This window comes from Psychrobacter halodurans, from assembly GCF_017498075.1.
Lineage (GTDB): Bacteria > Pseudomonadota > Gammaproteobacteria > Pseudomonadales > Moraxellaceae > Psychrobacter > Psychrobacter celer.
In genome coordinates, this window is sequence record NZ_JAGBKN010000014.1 from 54352 (window position 1) to 72918 (window position 18567).

Sequence of the window (18567 nt, forward strand, 5' to 3'; positions counted from 1 at the left end):
TGAATAATTTGACAAATGTTAATATTCAGCGAGCACCGTCTAACTTATAGCTTTTGACCGTGAAAAAACGCTCTATGCGTATCTAATAGCTCAGCGGTAAGCGGCTCAGCATAGGTTTTTACATTTTTGATTTGGTTCTCAGATGCCACCGTCTCGCCGTCGTAGATGATATTTGGGTATATCTCTAGCAGCTTAGGCCGCGCATTTTTGACGACGATTTCAGCCATTTTCATTGCATTCGGATTGGTTTTATCGCCTTTATCGATGACAGCGACAGACTCACTCAGCGTATAGTTGCCTTCGCTAGGATCAATATAATCAATGGGTAGCCCTTCTGCTTTATTAACGACGGCTTGATGACGCATACCAAAACCAATGGGCACCTCACCTGCCATGACTTTCTTCAATGGACCTGATCCTGATAATTCTAAATTTGGTCCGGCGTTGTCACGAATACGATTCATGAGTGTTTGTCCTTCGGCATCCATGCCATACGTGGCGGTGATGTTTTGCACAAATAACCAACCGGTCGACGAGCCATTGGGATCAACCATCGCAATTTTGTTTTTATAAATGGACTTTGCCAAATCTTTGGCGCTGGTTGGTCTAGGCAGGTTTTGCGCGGCCATCTCTTTGGTATTTAAAATAATCGCGCCAGTAAAACTTAAGATGGGCGCATAGTAGCTAGGTACTGCAATCTGCGGGTTGACCTCAAAGCTGACATCCTTAAACATCGAATGCTTTGCTTGCGCGCTCTCTAAATAAAACGAGCTCATGGTGACCAAGTCTGCCTCTGTGTTTTTACCTTCGGCCAATAAACGCCCGCCCAGCTCACCGGTGCCAAAGGATTGGAAGATATATTGACCTTCATAGCCTGCTTGATCTAATACCGCTTGGATGACTTCGACCGCTTCTTCGTCGGCGTTACTATAAATGATGACTTCGTCTGCGCTATTGTCCTTAGAAGCGGCTGAGCTACAGCCAGTCAAAATCATGCCGCACGTGAGACCTACCATTAACGTTTTGAGTGTAAACATCGTGTATCCTATATATTTTATTGAAGGTTTAATTATTAGAATTTAGTTATTAAAAGTGGCTTACATAACAACTAGCGATAGATTAAACAGCCTTTGCGGTAACAGCTTTTTCGGTGATTATTTTCGATGTACCGTAGAGTCGTCTGCTATATAGATGACGAATGCTGGCAAACAGGATCAAGGCGCAGATATTGGTCAGCAGTATCATCAGCGATAAGATAAAAATCTCATCAAAGCGCGCAAAATGCTGTAATTCTACAATTTTGGTGGTAAGCACCATGGTTTTGGCACCAGAGATAAAGATAACCGCGCTAATCGTCACCATGGCGCTGATAAAGTAGAAGGACGCCACCTCGATTAAGGTAAAGAATGAATTGGGAATCACCACGCGCCGCAGCGTCGCAAACCACGAATCACCCAATAAACTCGCCGTCGTCTCCCAGCCTAGATTCATCTTAGCCAGCGCGTTTTTACTCATCAGATAAGGGGTGGCAAAGTAGTGAATGATGTTGCTTATCACGATAATAAAAATAGTGTTGGCGACAGCAGAGCCTGAAAACATCATAAGATACGCAATACCCACCACCATCCCTGGTACGGTATTGGTCACCAATGCTGAGCTCTGGATGCTGAATTTACCGATGTTAAATAAGCCAGAGCGTTCGCACAGCAGTGCTGAAAAGTAAGTGATTAAGGTGCCAAAGACAGCCGTCAACACCGCGACGATGAGCGAGTTTTTGTAGACGCGCATAAGATTGGCAGACTCTAAGACCTTGCTGACGGTTTCTGTGCTGAACTGCATTTGATAAGGCCATGTCTTGATCCACGGAATGATAAATATCACCGCAAAGACCATCAGTAAGCAGAACAAGATAGCGCTCGACAATAGCGCTAACACTCGGTCTTTGATTTTCGAAGAAGGCAGGTCGATATTTTCAACCGAATCATAACGCACATTAAAACGCGCGACATACCAGAGTATGGCAATACTCAATATCGATGGAATAAGCATAAATAATGCAACCACTGCCCCTTTTTCAAACGAAGGCGACGCGCCTAATATTTGGGTATAAAGCTCGGTAGCGATGACTTTATATTGCCCACCAATGGACGCCGGAATGCCAAAGTCGGTAAAGGCTAAAAAGAAACACTGAATCATGGCCGCGGCAAAAGTACCAATCAATGGGCGAATCACCGTCATATCAAACTGGCGCAGAGACGAGTCGCCCATTAATTCTGAGACGATAACGAATTTTTTGTCTAAATACTGAAAGGTATTATTGAGTAATAAAAAGGCGATGGGTAAGGTATAAATGGTATAGCCAAGCCACATTCCTTGAAAGCCATATATATGTTCAAACAACTGAAAGCCGAGTATTTGAGTCAACAGACCTTGCTTGCCAAAGGTATAAATAATAGCAAAACCATAAGTCACCGTGGGCAACAACATGGGCAATAAGGCGGCAACCTTGATGGCCTTTTTAAAACCCTTTGGTAAATTGGTCCAGTGCACGGTATAAGCTAAGATAAAAGCAAGCACGGTGGCGCTCATCGCACTCATCGTCGCTACAAAAAAGCTATTAAGCATCACTTGCTGAAAGCCCTCACTACTTGCGATGGCGGTATAATTGTCCAAGCCGATACCATCGCCGACATTTAGTGACAGCGCCAGCATCTTACCTAAGGGTACAAATAAAAAAACGATGAATAAAATCGTCACAAATAGCCAAATGGCTTTTGCTTGGGGTGGGTTACTCAGCTTCATAAACGTCCAAAACAATCAAATGGTCAGGTTTTTACTAAATGACATCTATCGTCAGTCTTTCAGTCACCAATACAGTTACTACAGGCTTTTATCAGCTTAGCCTTTTACCGCGTTTTTTGACTGTTGTTTATCATGAGCGGTGAGAGTATGAGAGTCTGTAGGACGGGAGCTAATATCAGCCTCATGATGGCCATAGTTTTGAGTTTGCGTGTATTTGCTTAGCGGGTCGGTTTCAGAGATTCCGTCGGCAAATAAGCTTAAGATATTGCGGCGTTTGATATTGAGCTGATTGAGAATAAAATTGGTGACAAAATCATTGGCAGGGTTATGTATGATGTCAGTGGGCTGAGCGAACTGCGCCACTTTGCCTTCTGATAGCAGCAAGATACGATCCGATAACGTCATCGCCTCTTCTGGGTCATGGGTGACGATCAAGGTAGTCAGCTGATAGCGCTTTGCAATCTCGCGAATACGCGCTTTGACGGTTTCCTTAATTACGCCATCTAGTGCCGATAAGGGCTCGTCTAATAACAGTATTTTGGGTTTCATAACCAGCGTGCGTGCCAGCGCGACACGCTGCTTTTGACCACCAGATAACTGATGAATACGCTTATTTAGATGTGCCTTGATATCGAGCAAGTCGACCAGTTCATCGACCTCTTGTTGTGTGCTCATATTCGGATTGTTACGCAGACCATATTCGATATTTTGTTTGACACTCAGGTTAGGAAATAACGCATAGTCCTGAAAGACGATATTAAAGCCCCGTTGCCTCATGGAGACGCGGGTAATGTCCTCGCCGTTATAGGCGATGCGGCCACCATTGATGTCGGTCAACCCCAAAATCATATGCAATAAAGTGGTCTTACCACAGCCAGATGGCCCTAAGATGGACACTATCTCACCCTTATTTATCCTGAGTGAAAGATCCTCAAATATTACCTTGTCCTCATATTTTTTTGTCACTTGTCTTAGCTCTAACATATTCACTCACCTAGTCGCTTACTGTCTATTTAAATGACTGTCTATTTAATCGTCATTTATTAAATTACTTGTCTTGTGTAGCTCAGCAGTGTATCGGTCAGTTATGACACTTCGATGAAAAAGCCTTGATAACAATCTCGATAAGGGCAGTATTTACCGCTTTATCATTGTTCTCTTTTTTTTGACAAAAAAATAGCGCCCATGTAGGCGCTATTTTTAGATGGTAATAACAAGAGGTATTGATGACTCAAACAGTATCGGTGGCTAGAGCTTTAAAACTAGCGTAAATCGTCGACGACTGCCAACATCGCAACCAACGATGCCTCACCCAGCCTCATAGAACGCTCAGGCGACCAGCCTGTCACTGCATCAGGGCCATTATCATTGTCTTTAAATGGCATCTCCAACGTATTGGCCAGACAATCGAAATGCTCGGCTACCCAGTTGGTAGCGACGGTCATATTTGCGGTACCTGGTGCGTCGATCTCATAGCCATATTCAGACTGAAAATCCGCACAAGCAAGCTTTAACACCTCTGAGAATCTATCACGCAAATGTGCCAGACGATCATTATAGCTTGGCGTGCCCTGTGAGCCGGCTAAAAACACATATGGCAACGCTTCATCGCCGTGCACATCATAAAACAAGTCAACGCCAGTCTCCTCCATCTTATTGATTACATAAAAGACCTCAGGGCTTTTGTCCAAGCTTGGGTTAGACCATTCGCGGTTTAAGTTGGTACCAGCAGCATTGGTCCGTAGATGCCCACGCACACTACCATCGGGGTTCATATTTGGTACGATATAGACATCAGCTTTTTCTAATAGCTGCTTGGCAGTGGCATTATCGCTATCTAGCAACGCATATATCAGCCCCTCAACCAACCATTCTGCCATCGTCTCGCCGGGATGCTGGCGAGCGGTAATCCAAATATTGCGCTTATTTACCTCACTACTGCTATCACCATTACCGATTTTTACTAACGTTAAATCACGCTTATCAAGGGTTTCGCCCAGATGCTCCAACGCTACCAATGGGTGCGTTTGGACAGCCGCCAGCAGGTCTTGATGACGCTCATAACTGTATGGGGCAAAATAGGCAACTTGAATGGTGTCATATTCCAAATCTGCCACTATAGTCAACTTGCCATCTTTATAAGTGGTAGGCAGACGGAACCAATACTCCCGATCGTAGGAAGCAACTGCTTGGTAATTCCCCCACCCTGCAACGTATGACGCCTCCCCTGCGTTGACGATATTTAAAGTGTACTGCTCACCTGCCTGACCTGTTAGGCGAAAATTAAACCACTGAAAAAACTCGCCCCCAACGTCTGGTCGAATCGCCAGTTGAATGTCGTTTTTATTTTGTGTATTGATAATATCGATATTACCTGCATCGAAATTTGCCGTGATGTGCATAATTTGTCCTTTATAAGTTTTATGACGGTGTTCAAACATGCAGAGCACCATGAACACAGAGATTGTTTTTTGCGGTCAGCAAATATCGCAAAAGCAAGACGTTAGCTGTCAAGCGACAACATATCATCACATTGCCTCAAAACGACCAAACGAGCTGGCTTTCGCTATATAGGTTATGGCAAAAATATTGAAATATGTGCCTGTTCTTTGTTTTCTTGAATGACTTGGCTGTAGGCTACTATTTGATTGTTTGTCGTTTGGTTGGATAAGCACCACATTGTAGAAAAAATTGCCGTCAATAATGTGACCAAGACAGCCACGATCACCCATAAGGGTGTCTCACTTGTCAAAGTATGTTTGATTTGATCAGGAATCGCCCAAAACGGAGAAAACTCGTTTTTATTACCACGTAAATGCTCAATCTCATCGCCTAATCTAGAAATGAGATAGCGAATTTTTTCAGGGGCTTCTAACCGATACTTACCTTGAAAGCCAAGCAACATGGCATAATGATATACCTCTAATGACGCCAGTCTTTTCTCACCTTGCTCTCGCAGATGATCTAGGCGTTCAAAAAACTCATTACCTGCTACTTGCGAACCAAACAAATCTAACTGTAAAGGGTTTAGCTCCCACGCATCTTTCAAGGACTGAAACTCAGGCTCTTGTGAGGTCATGATGGTCTCATCAATTAAAGCACAATACGCATATTTTGCCTCATAGATATCCTCAGACAAAAACCCTTTTTTTCGTGCACTACTCTCAAACTTGTTCAAAAAATCATATATCTTTTGACGAAAACCTATAGGCTCGTTACTAAAATAGCGATTGCGTAGCAAAAAAACCAAGTAAAACCCGTCATACATTATATCAATTAATGACTGACTACTGAGACGTTTGTCTAGACCATCTGTTGAAACAGTAGACGCAACCTCACCGGAGTCGAGCAAAGAAGGGGCAGCTGGAGGGAATTGATTTGTTGACATAGTGCTTTAGCCTTATAAAGTGTATCTGAATAATAGCGCTATCAAATGATAAAGTTAGGCTAAATAATAGCCATCAGTTCAATTTTTAGATCATCAAAACCATTGGGCACATAAATACAAATCGATTCAGATTTCATCATCTCATCATACAACTCTCCTGATGGCTCAATCATAAAATAACTAAAACCTGGCCTGACAGGTATGGCACTTGGCACTTGAGTAATATGAGAAATCGGCAATCCTGGCAATGCTGATAAGACTCGCTTTTCTACAGCATCAGGCGTGGCAACCTTAAAGCGTCTTGGGACCAAATTAATCAGCTCATGCATAGGTATAGAGGAACTGATTGACAAATAAAGCTGAGCACTGCGTGTGATCTTATCGCCGCTAAGCTCACCAGTATAGTAAGAAGGTCGGGTTTGCTGTAGTGGAATTGAGACAAAATTACTGGCAATAACGGTGTTTAGCAGCTCACGGATAATCGCGATAATACTCGTAAAAGCCTCATGAGCATTATCGTGCTGGTATTGTGGTAGGCTACTCACTTTATACAATGAACTAAATGTAGCAAGCTGACTGGCCACATTTAACAGTGCTTCATAGAGACGTTCTGGATGCAGCTTTGGCTGGTTATACAGATGGCTAAGCTGCGAGTAGGATGTATTGAGCGCATGCAACAACCAAAAAGAAGCAATATCAGCAGCACGAAACTCTAGCAAATCATTACTGGTCTGCCGATGGTGATCATATAAGGCAGTTGATTTAGTGTTTATCATAGTCATCAAGCGATACAGCTGACTGAGTAAAGCAGGGTTGCTCTTGATATGTAGACTTGGCACGATATAGTCGGAATCCACTTGGTACATGCCTTGTGTGGTTCTCTCAAGCTTGGCTATCAGTAGCGAGATCGTGTCTTGGCTTGGCGGCTGGTTAGTACCTTTTATTTGCAAGCTTGGTGAGAGCTTGACCACATCAATCATGGCGGGTGCGGCCTGAGTATATAAATCCGACGCCTCAATGGTCTCTTTGCTGTATCTTGTCGGATTGTCATTACTTGAGCTTTGGATATTACTGCCATTGTTTTGTATGATCTCTAAGCTTAAATAGACATATAGCTCATCACCAAAGTCTTGACCTTCAAGCGTAAGTGGCTTTGGCAGCAAATCAGTACGCGGTGCTTGATATATCGTACCATCTGGCAGTATGCAGAATATATGCTCAGCCGCTAGTATATTACTGTCTAATAACTGCTCGTCCATCTGTATATCTACGATACCATAAGTATAAGGGTGCGTAATTGACATAGTAAGCGCACGCTGAGCATGATGATAACTGTCCTGCATTTGAAAGTGCTGAGGACGTAAAAACAAACCCTCGCCCCACAATACATTATGTTTGCTCACAACAATCTCCTACAAACAGCTGACCAATGGTTGCTGATAATAATTAAGTTTTTGGGTAAAGTCAGGTGCAAGCTCAGGATTGACTCCTGAGGTAATATTCACATCACACGCACCAATATTGAGAGTCAGGGGGGTATCAAAATCTAGACTACTTAACGGGATCACAAACTGTGAACGCTTTTTTGTGTATCTTAGATTGAGCTTAATAGCAATAAAATCCATGCCCTGCGGAATAGACACCGTTACATTATTCTGACGATTAGGAATAACGCTAAACTCTTTAGAAGCAAGTGTTTCTATATCTGCCAATTGCTCTTTATTTTCTAAAAAAGCAATGTACGCTGTACTTGCGGTAGCGCTATTTGATCGCCCTGCATTGGCATCAGCCAGTGGGTGAACCTCAACTGTAATACGCTGACGTTTGAGCGCTTCTTGCAAAGACTGCTGCTCTTCACTCATAACCTCAAGACGTTGTTGCTGCATTTTTAGCTGTGCCTTAAGCGCTGCTAGCTCCGCTTTAGAATCAGAGTCCGCTATCATATTTTTTAAGCTACCCGCTAATGTCGATGCTCCGTCTGATGGCGCCTCTCCTGTAGCAGTTATCTCAGGCTTGGCACTACAGCCGACCAACATTACCCCCGACAATGCACTCATAATCGCGATTGCGCCTGCCAGCTTTTTTGTTTGATTCATACTAATTATCTGCCCTACTACGTTATTTAATGGTTAAAACGATGGATGGTTGTTTCTTTTATCAATGAGTTATCTTGACTGTTGCTCTGGTAATCACGTAATGCTATTGACGGGTTAAAATCTCGGCCATATCAGGACGACCAAGCACGCCTTTTTTACGTAGTTCAACATGACCTAAGTCCATCATCTTCCAGTCACCACCCCAAACCAAGCCAGCAGATTTCGCTACTTCGCCGTACAGCCTATAACCTTGCATGGCCCAAGGATCTTTTTCACTAATGACAATTTTTCCATTTCTGATAAACGCGCTATCCCCTGCCAGCCCAAACTGATGATAGCTTTTGTAAGAGCCAGCTTTGGTAACATGACTGCCTTTTTTTAGTAGCCTTGCTTGACGCGCAGGACTGCGATACCCCTCAAGCAGCACCATATCGTAACCATACTGCTCGCTCATGACTTTGTAAACTGTCAGTAACCGCTGAACAAAGTCTGAATTCATTTTTTTCCAATTGCGGTCGGCATTCTTAATATTAATATGCCCATTGATAAGGTGAGATGACAAGATATCGTCTGAGTAGGCTGCTGTGTCATCCATTGTCTGAATATCCATGTTTGGTTCTGCCCTCAGTAAAGACGAGCCAGATTGTGACATAGTAGAGTTAGTATTGGACCAATAACCTATATCTACCTGTTCTGCTCGATAACTGGCAATTTCGGCATCTAACTGTTCAAACAAATCTTCAGGTGGTGGAGGTGGAGGGCTCAACCGCTCACCCAGCAGTATTTGATTAACCTGTAGATTCGCATTAGAAGCGACAGTATCAGCATGATAGACAGCCAATGAATGGGTGTTTAGCAGCAAATAACATAGGCCCGCTGTCGTTATAATTATCAATGATGAGAGCAGCGTTATCACTGAACTCTTTTGTCGATAGGAGGTCAAATTCTTATTAATATGACGATAGCCACTCATTACAGCTTTATTAAGCGTCGATAAATTTGGATATCTATAACAACCGGAGACAGCACGCACGCGACCTTTTAGCGTGTACCGAAGACGGCTATATAGCTGCGGATCAAATAAGGTGATCATCACAACGATAGAAAGCACAGTGAACAACACAGCAATCAGGTAGACCATAATATAAATGACAAAAACCAAAAAAATAAACAATTGCAGGATAAGTTAGGGCGCTATTGTAGCAACGATGCTCTAAATATCATAGAATACCCTGCAACAATACCTGTCAGTTGTTCGTTAGTTCCACAAGCTGAGTTGAGAATAATCGATGAATATAAAAAAAACGATCGTTAAATATAGTCGACAAATTTTAGGCACCATACTAGTCATTCATCTATTATTGGCTTGGATGTATTTTTCAGACAACACTCAGCAGCTAACTATAGTCAACATTGTCTTATGGTTTATCGCAGTGCCTGTATTATTGATGGGCTTTATTTTTGCGCTCAACACATGGAAAAAAAGCGCTCAAAACCCATCCAGTGATGCCGATAAGTCTGAAGAAAATGTTCCGCCTATCCAACCACCTTTATCTTATCACCTGTATATTCAAAGTAGCGTGTGCCTACCAGAAGGCAGTAACTGGCTCGATATCAGTAATGACCAACAAGACCTGACTGTCTTAAGCGACCAACTATCTGATATCGACGGTATGCCAGTATTAACCAAACCCATTCCTGATATTGATCATCCTATTCGAGCAACATATGATGACGAGGTCCCATCTGATGCTACTTTACGAGTAAAAGCCATCATGCAGGCCTTATTACATGCTCACAGTGAGACTATCTTTTTAATCGCAGAGCATCTATCAACAACACTATCGACTGAAAACGAGCATAACGCTGCAATAGAGGTACATCCAAAGTGGCAGCAACACTACATCGTCAAAAACACCCCATCGGCAACGGAGCCAGCTCTGCCTGATAGCAGGCCTTCCATCGATCTATCGGTATTTTTATGTCTTCCTAAAGAGGCAGATGCGTCAATACTCAAAAGCGTTTTGAGCGAGCAGCTTTACGAGTTCACCTTGCCTACAGAAGCTTTTACTATCGATAGCATAATCATAGAAGACAACACTCCTGATCACGAATCAGATGGCAGTTTGACCGATAGTAGTGGCAGTCCTGATCACTTCATCAACAGTTATCTTGCAACCTTATCCACGTCTGACACTCCCAAGGTCTGCATGCTGCTCATCGCAGACTCACAGATCAGTGAGGACTGGATAGCGCTAAACACAGTCAATGCATCAAGCATTCCTACAGAAGCTGGTGTGTTACTTATGTTTTATAATAATGCCGCCCAAAAAACGCTTCTCATCGATGACGCTGTTTATTGTGCCATGACTCCTGCAAACAACGAGGCAGCAGTCCAAAAGCCGTCCCACAACGAGACTTGGAAATATGCTCACGACCTTGCGATCATCAGAGAGTACCTCTTACACCATCGGTTGTCAGCGGACGAGTACAATCAAAACAACACAACCAACGAAGTAAATAATTACGATAAGAACGTGATGACTGATATGGATATCATTTTAATGTCTGACATAAATCCAGTATCACAAGCTTATGATACCAGCACCTTTATGGCGTTAGCAGATGCGCTTTTAGCACAACAAGCGCTAGTAAATGAACATCATTTAGGGCATTATATGCCACTTAACCCTTGGTTAAAACCGTTTATCGCAATATCTTTGTTTATTAATCACACACAATCTGATCACACCGCATCAGATTTCTTATTTTTAGTGACCAAACATAAGCCGTATTGTGTGCTATGGCATACTATTTCGCCGTAACTCACCCTCATAATCTTTACATTATTTCAGTCTTCTGTTTATAGCATCACAAACGCACTAGGTAGCAAGTATGTTTTCAAGGTTCTATCACCTCATCTATGATCCTCGAGTATTACTCTTTTTAGGCGCCATTGTTGCCCTTATATTGTTGTACGATTATCTGCCCTTTCAGGCTTTTTTGATCACTGTGGCGCTTTTGCTCATTAGTACACTATTAGGAGCAGGCCTTTATTATTGGTACAAAAAACGCAAAAAGGCATCTGACGATCTGGCAAACTTGGTTGAAGATAATGACACAGCCACGCATCCTGTGACGAAGACTGAAGACGCTCAAGAAGTACAAGCACTTCGCGGGCAAATACAAGAGGCAATCAAAACCATCCGTCAATCAAAACTGGGGGATCAAACTGGCAAAGCGGCTTTGTATGAATTACCTTGGTATATGGTCATTGGTAATCCTGCCGCAGGGAAAAGCTCAGCTGTACTTCACTCCGGACTTAACTTTCCATTTATGGAAAAGACCAACCAGTTATCAGTAAAAGGGGTCGGCGGCACGCGAAACTGTGATTGGTTTTTTTCAACCGAAGGCATTTTGTTGGACACGGCTGGGCGTTATTCAGCTTACGAGGAAGATCGTTCAGAGTGGCTATCGTTTTTAAATTTACTCAAAAAAAACCGCCCCAAGGCACCCATCAATGGCATTATCATCGCGGTCAGTATCGCCGAGCTGACTAAAAACGACCCCAATTATGCACTGGATCTGGCAAAAAACCTGCGCAGCCGCGTTCAAGACCTAACAGAACAGCTAGAAGTGTACGCACCTGTTTATGTGGTCTTTACCAAAATGGATTTGGTATCAGGTTTTCGTGATTTTTTTCAGGACTATGAGCAAGCAGAGCGTGACCAAGTATGGGGCGCGACCATCCCTTACCCAGACGATCCCGACAATATTAATATCACCGATGTCTTTGAAGAACACTTTAATATTTTGGTTAATGGTTTAAAAGATCTGAGCACAACCAAGCTTTCATTACGCCATCAGCGTACCGTATCGCCAAGCTTAATGACATTTCCTATGGAGTTTCAGTCGTTACGCCCTATGATACGAACACTCATGCATGCTTTGTTTGAAGACAACCCATTTCAGTTCAAGCCAATATTGCGCGGGTTTTATTTTACCAGTGCCTTACAAGAAGGTCAGGTCAATAGTCAAATGACGCTGCAAATGGTGGAAAACTATCATTTACAGCCAAGCACCACATCGCCTCTTAGTGATAAAAACCACCATAAAAACGACAACACCGCTTACTTTTTACATGATTTGTTTTCAAAGGTGGTTTTAAAGGACAAGCACTTAGTCAAGCAGTACAAAAATCGCACAAAACGCAGTTATAGAGCTGTCATTACGCTTGCTGCCGTCGTTCTGTTGTGTACCGCCTCCGGCTTATGGACTTGGTCATATGCTAATAACAAACAATTAACTGAGCGTGTTATCGCTGATTTACAACAAGTGGCTCGCATGCAAAACAACACGAATGGTGATTTGCAAACACAACTTGAGTCATTGGCTATTTTGCAAAGCCGCATTGAACAACTAGAGGCTTATGAAAAAGATCGACCATTATCGTTAGGTTTTGGGCTATATCAAGGCGATACTCTCAAACATAAACTGCTAGCAGAGTACTTTCACGGTATTAATATTATTGTACTATCGCCGACCAAACAAAATATTGAAGCGTTTTTGACACAGGTGAATGCCAATGCGTCAAAACTTAAGGCCAAACAGACAAGTGAGGATGATAAAGACGCTATAGATACCTACGTGCAGTCAGACCCAACCGATGTAGAAGATGCTTATAACGCGCTAAAAGCGTACTTAATGTTGAGCGATCATGAGCATTTAGAAGCCAGCCATCTCAGCGATCAAATGACTAGGTTTTGGCGTACTTGGCTAGAAGCCAATCGTGCCGATATGCAACGTGATAAAATGATTCGTCAAGCTGAGCGTATTTTAGCTTTCACTCTATCTCATACTAATGACGCCAGCTTCCCTCGTATTCAAAACGATTTGGCTCTAGTTGATAATACACGCGCGACTTTGACCAAAGTGAGCAAAGGACAGCCTGCTCGCGAGCGCGTTTATGCTGAGATAAAAATGCGCGCCTCATCGCGCTTTCCCTCAGTGACAGTGGCTCAAATAACTCAAAATACCCCTACAGAGGCATTGCTTGGGGGCTATGTGATTTCAGGCACCTTTACCAAAAACGCTTGGTCATCGTTTATTAGTAATGAAATTGATAAGGCAGCAACCAACAAAATTGTCGCAGATGACTGGGTACTGGCAACCAGCAGCAAAGATGACTTGACACTAACTGGTAGTCCTGAACAAATCCGCCAGTATCTCGTCAATCGCTATAAGCAAGAATATATTGCAGAGTGGAAACGTTTTTTGTCTCAAGTATATATACGAGATAGTAAAGACTTCAAAGATCATGCCATGCTGTTAAGTCAATTATCAAATACCAAGCAATCTCCTCTTATTACTCTATTTGATACTGTTGATCGTCAAACGCAATGGGATAGCGCAAACCATCAAAACCCAGCTCAATCTGATGAGTCAAAACGATCATTTGTAGATTGGTTTAAACAAACCATATTGCGTCAAAGTCCTACAGAATTAAAACAAGCTCAGACAATGCTAAATAATAACGCCGCACACTCAGCGTCTGCCACGGCAACAAAGTCTGGAGCAATAGCACAAGAGTTTGCCGCCATACATGCATTGGTGACGCCGCGTGATGATAACCAAGACTTATCGTTATTAGATAACTACTTGACAAGCTTGGGTGGAATTAGGACACGATTCAACAATATCACGAGAAGTGATGACATTGGCCCTGATGCTCTACTCTTTGCTTCCCAAACACTAAGTAGTGAGGGCTCCGAGCTGACTCAATCTTTACAGATATTAGATGAACAAATCTTGAGCCAATCCAATTCACAAATCAAACAACTGATTCGGCCCTTATTAAGTGAACCGCTTACCCGCTCGTTTAACATGCTGCTCACACCGACCAAAACTGAAATTAATAAAGTTTGGCAAGCTCAAGTGTATAAGCCATTTTTGGACGACCTAGCTGGCAAGTATCCTTTTACTCAAAACGCAAGTTTAGAGGCAACACCTGCTGAGATTGGCCAGTTTTTTGGTGATGATGGCTATGTAGCAAGGTTTGTAGATGAGACCCTCTCTCCCTTTATTATTCGCCGCGGTGATCAGATATCGAGCAAAATTTGGAATGGTGCAGGACTTGGTCTAAATCCTAAGTTTGTTGCCGATTTTGGACGCTACTTTGTCAATTACACAGGGAGCCAACGCACAAACTCCTCTAATAGTAACAGTACTGCTAAGCAAACCACCTTTCAAATCATGCCTCTACCTGTCAGTGGACTGACCGAGTACACGATAGTTTTAGATGGTCAGCAGTTACGGTACCGTATGGGTACGCAGGCATGGACGACCTTTGTATGGCCAAACCCAAGCAGTCAACCCGGAGCAAGCATACGCGCCAAAGACTACGATGGTCGGGACTATACGATCTTAGAAGAAGCTGGTAGTTTTGGCGTAGAGCGTTTTATTAATGCAGCACAAAGAACTGAGCTTGGTAATGATGTGTTTGAGATGACTTGGGCAGGTGATGGGGTGACGGTTTCGGTACGCTTTAGAATCATCAGTGGTAGTGCGAATACAAACGCTTCAGGGCAATCAGACAACCCATTTACTGGCATGAAACTGCCTGAAGAAGTCATTGGCATTGGTGTAACTCGCACCGCAAAACCCACCGATGAGGATAGCCAGCATTCTACACCCCAAAGCACCCAAACGCCGATAAGCAGCAATGAGGGCTCAGCTGAAAACACGACAGCTCATGATGACGGCTTACTCAGTCCGCCTAACACAGATAACGCTACCGGCGCCAGCCGCCCAAGCGATGCGCTCATCGAGGAGCCAACATCATGATACCTGATACGCTTCCTTTGGTTTACTTTGGCAAACTACCTTGTCGTGGCGATTTTGTTCGTTCGCGCTCGCACATGAGCGAGATCAATGTCATTGATCAGTGGGTCAGTCAAGCACTATCTGAATCAGCGGATGAGATGGATACTTCATTAGCCCTGCACTTTAGCCATGTTGATACCGCAGAAAACAAAATCATGACTGGCGTACTAATATCTAGCTATGATAGTAGTAATCGCCAATACCCATTCATCGGATTTGGACTTATGCACCTCAATAAGCCTAAAGCATGGATGCAATACTTACCCATAAAATCAGCGGGCATGTGGCATGATATCCATCAAACCTTAGATCAAGCACGATCTCAGGTCGACAACACACAGATAACGGAGACGCTCAACCAAAGCTTTGTTTCGATTGATCATAATGCCAGTACACATTATTACGACTTTATTAACTCTACCACATTGCAAGAAGGCGCGATGATGATAGATATTGATAAGGCCTCTTTGATTGAGCAGATCATCGCGACAGGGTTACTATTTTTACCCACATTTACCAAAGGCTTCCATGGTCTAAATAAGGCTATTTACTGGTCATTGCCTGATAACAAGACGCAAGCCATTTATTTTGCTTCTTTTTGGCACGACCTCATTCATGGGTTTTATGCACCGCATCAGTTGTACTTTAACAGCTATTTTTACTGGCGTGACGGGCATTATCACCTCCTAATGAGTTTTTCAAAACCGGCCGCCACTACATTGATGCAAATACTGACAAGTACGTCAACAAAACATGGAAGCTGGGTCAATATCGCCGATAGCTCATGGACACAGCAGTTTATTGATGATGATATCGGCCTGACTCGATTTCACAATATATTATTACAAGATGATGCCTATTTATATGATGTTAGGCAATTATTCAAGACGATATTTTTGGCAAAATAATATTTGAGCAGTCATCATAGTTGATGGCTTTGACCTCTAAGTTTTATCAGTATAAAAAATAAAAAGGCATTTGTATGCGCATATCTGCACTCTCGCAACGATCCGCCCTTACCCGCCGGGCTCCTATCATGATATTTACAACTGCGTTACTGGCCAGTATTGCAGTTTTTGCCGCTCAAGATAACACCTTTATTGACACCAACCATGTAGAGGTACCCGTTGTCATCAAAGGTGTGGTTGCTACCAGCTCCGATAAAGATCAATTGCTTGATAAACTCAAGGCCCAATATCCAAATAAACCTGTACGAGATGAGATAGAAGTTCGCTCAAATATCAACATCCCTACCAATTGGCAACAAATAGCGACTGCCATTATCGACAGTGATATCTCGAATATCAGACAAGGACGTATTGATATTCATGGTACTACTATCAGCCTACATGGCAAAGTCAATAGTATTGAACAAAAACAAGCCATCCAAAACCGCATCCACACTCGCTTAACAGATCTTTACCAGCTTGATAATAAGTTGGTGGTCACAGCAGGTGAGCAACGCTTGATCGATGACACCTTGGGCAATCGTATCGTAGAGTTTGAGTCCGGTAGTGCCAACTTGACACCTTTAGGGCTGGGTATCTTAGATGATATGGCAGGCGTGCTTACGCGTATTGGTGATAAATCGGTTGTCATTACTGGCCATACTGACAATACAGGTAACCCAGAGGCCAACTTATTGCTTTCAAACGAACGTGCTGAAGCAGTTAAGCAGTATCTAATTGGTCGTAATATTGATGCCACAAGATTGAGTACCGCGGGAAAAGGCGATAAGGATCCTATCGCTAGTAATGACAGCGACGAGGGACGCCGACGCAATCGCCGTATTGAATTCACTCTGGCCGAATAATAGGAGTCGGGACAACCGATAAGGAGCACCGTACCCATGCTACGCCTAACCAACACTATCGTACCCATGCATGCCGATAGACTATATGCCAGTGAAGGCAATACCCAAGCTGCTTATGCAAGCGCTAAACAGGAACTCAAACAGCATAAAAATTGGCTGCAGAATCTCATTAGAACGACTAATGAAGCCGGTCTCCTTGCACTCCTCAACGCCAATAACAGCCAGCAACACGGTATTGACACCTATGTGCTGCACGTCTATATCCATGAGCTCAATCACCCCCCTTTTATGCCACTGACTCCCTTAATTGGTAGCTCTTTAACCCTAAGCTTTGACACCCCAAGTGGGCATGCCTATCGTCATCTATATATCACCGCCCTTTTCCAGCTCGATCATGATGGCAGCTATGGCTACTATCGACTCATCGCACAGCCCGCCACTTATCGCTTGCATCAGCATCTGCGCAGCCAGATAGATACCGACCTGTCGGTACAAGCCATGGTAACAGAACGCGTCGCCATGCAAGAGATAGACGTGATCGATGATAGTGGTACTGATAGCAGTAGTGAGAAAAACGCCAGTTGGACCCCAGCACGCATGACCCAGTGGCAAAGCAGTGACTGGAGTCATATCTGCGAACGCCTCTCACGCCAAGGACTCACCGCTTACCTCAGGCACGCGCAAACCGAGGAGCACGCACCGCCCACCCTTATTATTACTTCAGCTCATCCTAGTGATGAAGATGGTATCAGTCAAAGCATCGGCTCAGTACGTTATCAGCAAGTGCTACATGATCGCGCTCACGCGCCAATCTTAGCCCTTAGTGAACAAATCATCACCCAGCCGAGTACCGTCACGGTGCAACGCTTTAATAGCGCTAGCGTGGCCCACCCGGTCCAGTCAGCAAATATAGCTATCAGTGATAGTGAGGCAGATAGCCAAACCAATACGTCTACCCTTACGATCGACACTCCAGCCGCCTTTGCTCCAGTGACTGATACCGAGTCTATCGATGACGCTACTATCATGGCAAATAGTCACCACAGTCGCTACAGCGTCTACCATGCGCTTGCTCACTGTACTGATTTAAACGTTGCGGACACTTTTACTCTAGTAGGTCATAACCATCTTAATCAGCATTACCGCGCCACTCATATCGTGCATTTAGCACGCAATAGCCTCGCTCATGTCACAGGACTCACGATCAGCCGTCGTCATCAGCAGCGCCATGCCTCAGATCTAAAAGCAGGTACTCACTTAACCCAGCTCAGACTGATCACCGCTGATACGCCTTGGGTAGGTGCGCTATACAGCAGACAAGCACTCCCGCCAGCGACGGGGCTCACAGATAGCCAGTCTGACACGGACAGTCGCAATCATATGACGCCGACACGCCACTATTTATTAGACAGCCCTGCTCAACCTATCAATCGATTAGAAGCCCAAGCAGGAAGCAATTATGGTAGCCACTTTACCCATAGAGCAGATGATCAAACTCTGATGCAAGCTATCGGTGATAGTGAGCATCTGACGAATACCGGTAGCTTATTATCATCAAGTCGCCCTAGCCTGTTTGCCACTGACAA

General features: G+C 43.7%; 13 protein-coding genes. 5 read left to right on the top strand and 8 right to left on the bottom strand.

Annotation, left to right across the window (positions count from 1 at the left end):
* Window positions 1-44: 44 nt before the first annotated feature.
* From J3491_RS07870 to J3491_RS07905, 8 genes are all read right to left on the bottom strand, one after another.
* On the bottom strand, window positions 45-1037 hold the full coding sequence (locus J3491_RS07870; RefSeq protein WP_207969753.1) for an ABC transporter substrate-binding protein: 993 nt from the start codon (window positions 1035-1037) through the stop codon (window positions 45-47).
* Window positions 1038-1119: 82 nt separating this feature from the next.
* Window positions 1120-2802, bottom strand: a complete 1683-nt coding sequence (locus tag J3491_RS07875) for an ABC transporter permease family protein (protein ID WP_207969754.1) — start codon at window positions 2800-2802, stop codon at window positions 1120-1122.
* 96 nt (window positions 2803-2898) lie between these two features.
* Window positions 2899-3786, bottom strand: coding sequence for an ABC transporter ATP-binding protein (locus J3491_RS07880; RefSeq protein ID WP_100749588.1), 888 nt, complete (start codon window positions 3784-3786; stop codon window positions 2899-2901).
* Window positions 3787-4064: 278 nt separating this feature from the next.
* Entirely contained in the window at window positions 4065-5204 is a 1140-nt protein-coding gene (locus tag J3491_RS07885; protein ID WP_207969755.1) for a M14 family metallopeptidase, read from the bottom strand.
* 173 nt (window positions 5205-5377) lie between these two features.
* Window positions 5378-6190 (bottom strand): type IVB secretion system protein IcmH/DotU, encoded by an 813-nt coding sequence (icmH, locus tag J3491_RS07890; protein WP_207969756.1) that lies wholly within the window; start codon window positions 6188-6190, stop codon window positions 5378-5380.
* Window positions 6191-6249: 59 nt separating this feature from the next.
* Window positions 6250-7593 (bottom strand): type VI secretion system baseplate subunit TssK, encoded by a 1344-nt coding sequence (tssK, locus tag J3491_RS07895; RefSeq protein ID WP_207969757.1) that lies wholly within the window; start codon window positions 7591-7593, stop codon window positions 6250-6252.
* 9 nt (window positions 7594-7602) lie between these two features.
* A complete protein-coding gene (locus tag J3491_RS07900) occupies window positions 7603-8286 on the bottom strand; it encodes a hypothetical protein (RefSeq protein WP_100749584.1) in 684 nt (227 codons plus the stop codon).
* Window positions 8287-8389: 103 nt separating this feature from the next.
* Entirely contained in the window at window positions 8390-9448 is a 1059-nt protein-coding gene (locus tag J3491_RS07905) for a M15 family metallopeptidase (RefSeq protein ID WP_207969758.1), read from the bottom strand.
* A 127-nt stretch (window positions 9449-9575) separates the two neighbouring features.
* Here J3491_RS07905 and J3491_RS07910 point away from each other — a divergent pair, with 127 nt between their 5' ends.
* The 5 genes from J3491_RS07910 to J3491_RS07930 form a co-directional block, all read left to right on the top strand.
* Window positions 9576-11111 (top strand): hypothetical protein, encoded by a 1536-nt coding sequence (locus J3491_RS07910; protein ID WP_207969759.1) that lies wholly within the window; start codon window positions 9576-9578, stop codon window positions 11109-11111.
* Window positions 11112-11181: 70 nt separating this feature from the next.
* The gene (tssM, locus tag J3491_RS07915) at window positions 11182-15129 is read left to right on the top strand and encodes a type VI secretion system membrane subunit TssM (protein WP_207969760.1); all 3948 of its coding nucleotides are present in this window, start codon (window positions 11182-11184) and stop codon (window positions 15127-15129) included.
* Window positions 15126-16076, top strand: a complete 951-nt coding sequence (gene tagF / locus J3491_RS07920) for a type VI secretion system-associated protein TagF (protein ID WP_207969761.1) — start codon at window positions 15126-15128, stop codon at window positions 16074-16076. The genes tssM and tagF overlap by 4 nt, the downstream gene beginning before the upstream one ends.
* 128 nt (window positions 16077-16204) lie before the next feature.
* Complete coding sequence (locus tag J3491_RS07925) at window positions 16205-16981, top strand: OmpA family protein (protein ID WP_172953090.1); 777 nt, start codon at window positions 16205-16207, stop codon at window positions 16979-16981.
* A gap of 36 nt (window positions 16982-17017) precedes the next feature.
* A partial coding sequence (locus J3491_RS07930; protein ID WP_207969762.1) for a contractile injection system protein, VgrG/Pvc8 family occupies window positions 17018-18567 on the top strand: 1550 nt, incomplete at its 3' end.

Excerpts from the sequence above, each read along its gene's own strand:
- J3491_RS07910 (WP_207969759.1), top strand. The coding sequence starts at position 9,576 with ATGAATATAAAAAAAACGATCGTTAAATATAGTCGACAAATTTTAGGC.
- J3491_RS07870 (WP_207969753.1), bottom strand. The coding sequence starts at position 1,037 with ATGTTTACACTCAAAACGTTAATGGTAGGTCTCACGTGCGGCATGATT.
- J3491_RS07880 (WP_100749588.1), bottom strand. The coding sequence starts at position 3,786 with ATGTTAGAGCTAAGACAAGTGACAAAAAAATATGAGGACAAGGTAATA.
- J3491_RS07900 (WP_100749584.1), bottom strand. The coding sequence starts at position 8,286 with ATGAATCAAACAAAAAAGCTGGCAGGCGCAATCGCGATTATGAGTGCA.
- J3491_RS07885 (WP_207969755.1), bottom strand. The coding sequence starts at position 5,204 with ATGCACATCACGGCAAATTTCGATGCAGGTAATATCGATATTATCAAT.
- J3491_RS07925 (WP_172953090.1), top strand. The coding sequence starts at position 16,205 with ATGATATTTACAACTGCGTTACTGGCCAGTATTGCAGTTTTTGCCGCT.
- J3491_RS07875 (WP_207969754.1), bottom strand. The coding sequence starts at position 2,802 with ATGAAGCTGAGTAACCCACCCCAAGCAAAAGCCATTTGGCTATTTGTG.
- tagF (WP_207969761.1), top strand. The coding sequence starts at position 15,126 with ATGATACCTGATACGCTTCCTTTGGTTTACTTTGGCAAACTACCTTGT.
- tssM (WP_207969760.1), top strand. The coding sequence starts at position 11,182 with ATGTTTTCAAGGTTCTATCACCTCATCTATGATCCTCGAGTATTACTC.
- icmH (WP_207969756.1), bottom strand. The coding sequence starts at position 6,190 with ATGTCAACAAATCAATTCCCTCCAGCTGCCCCTTCTTTGCTCGACTCC.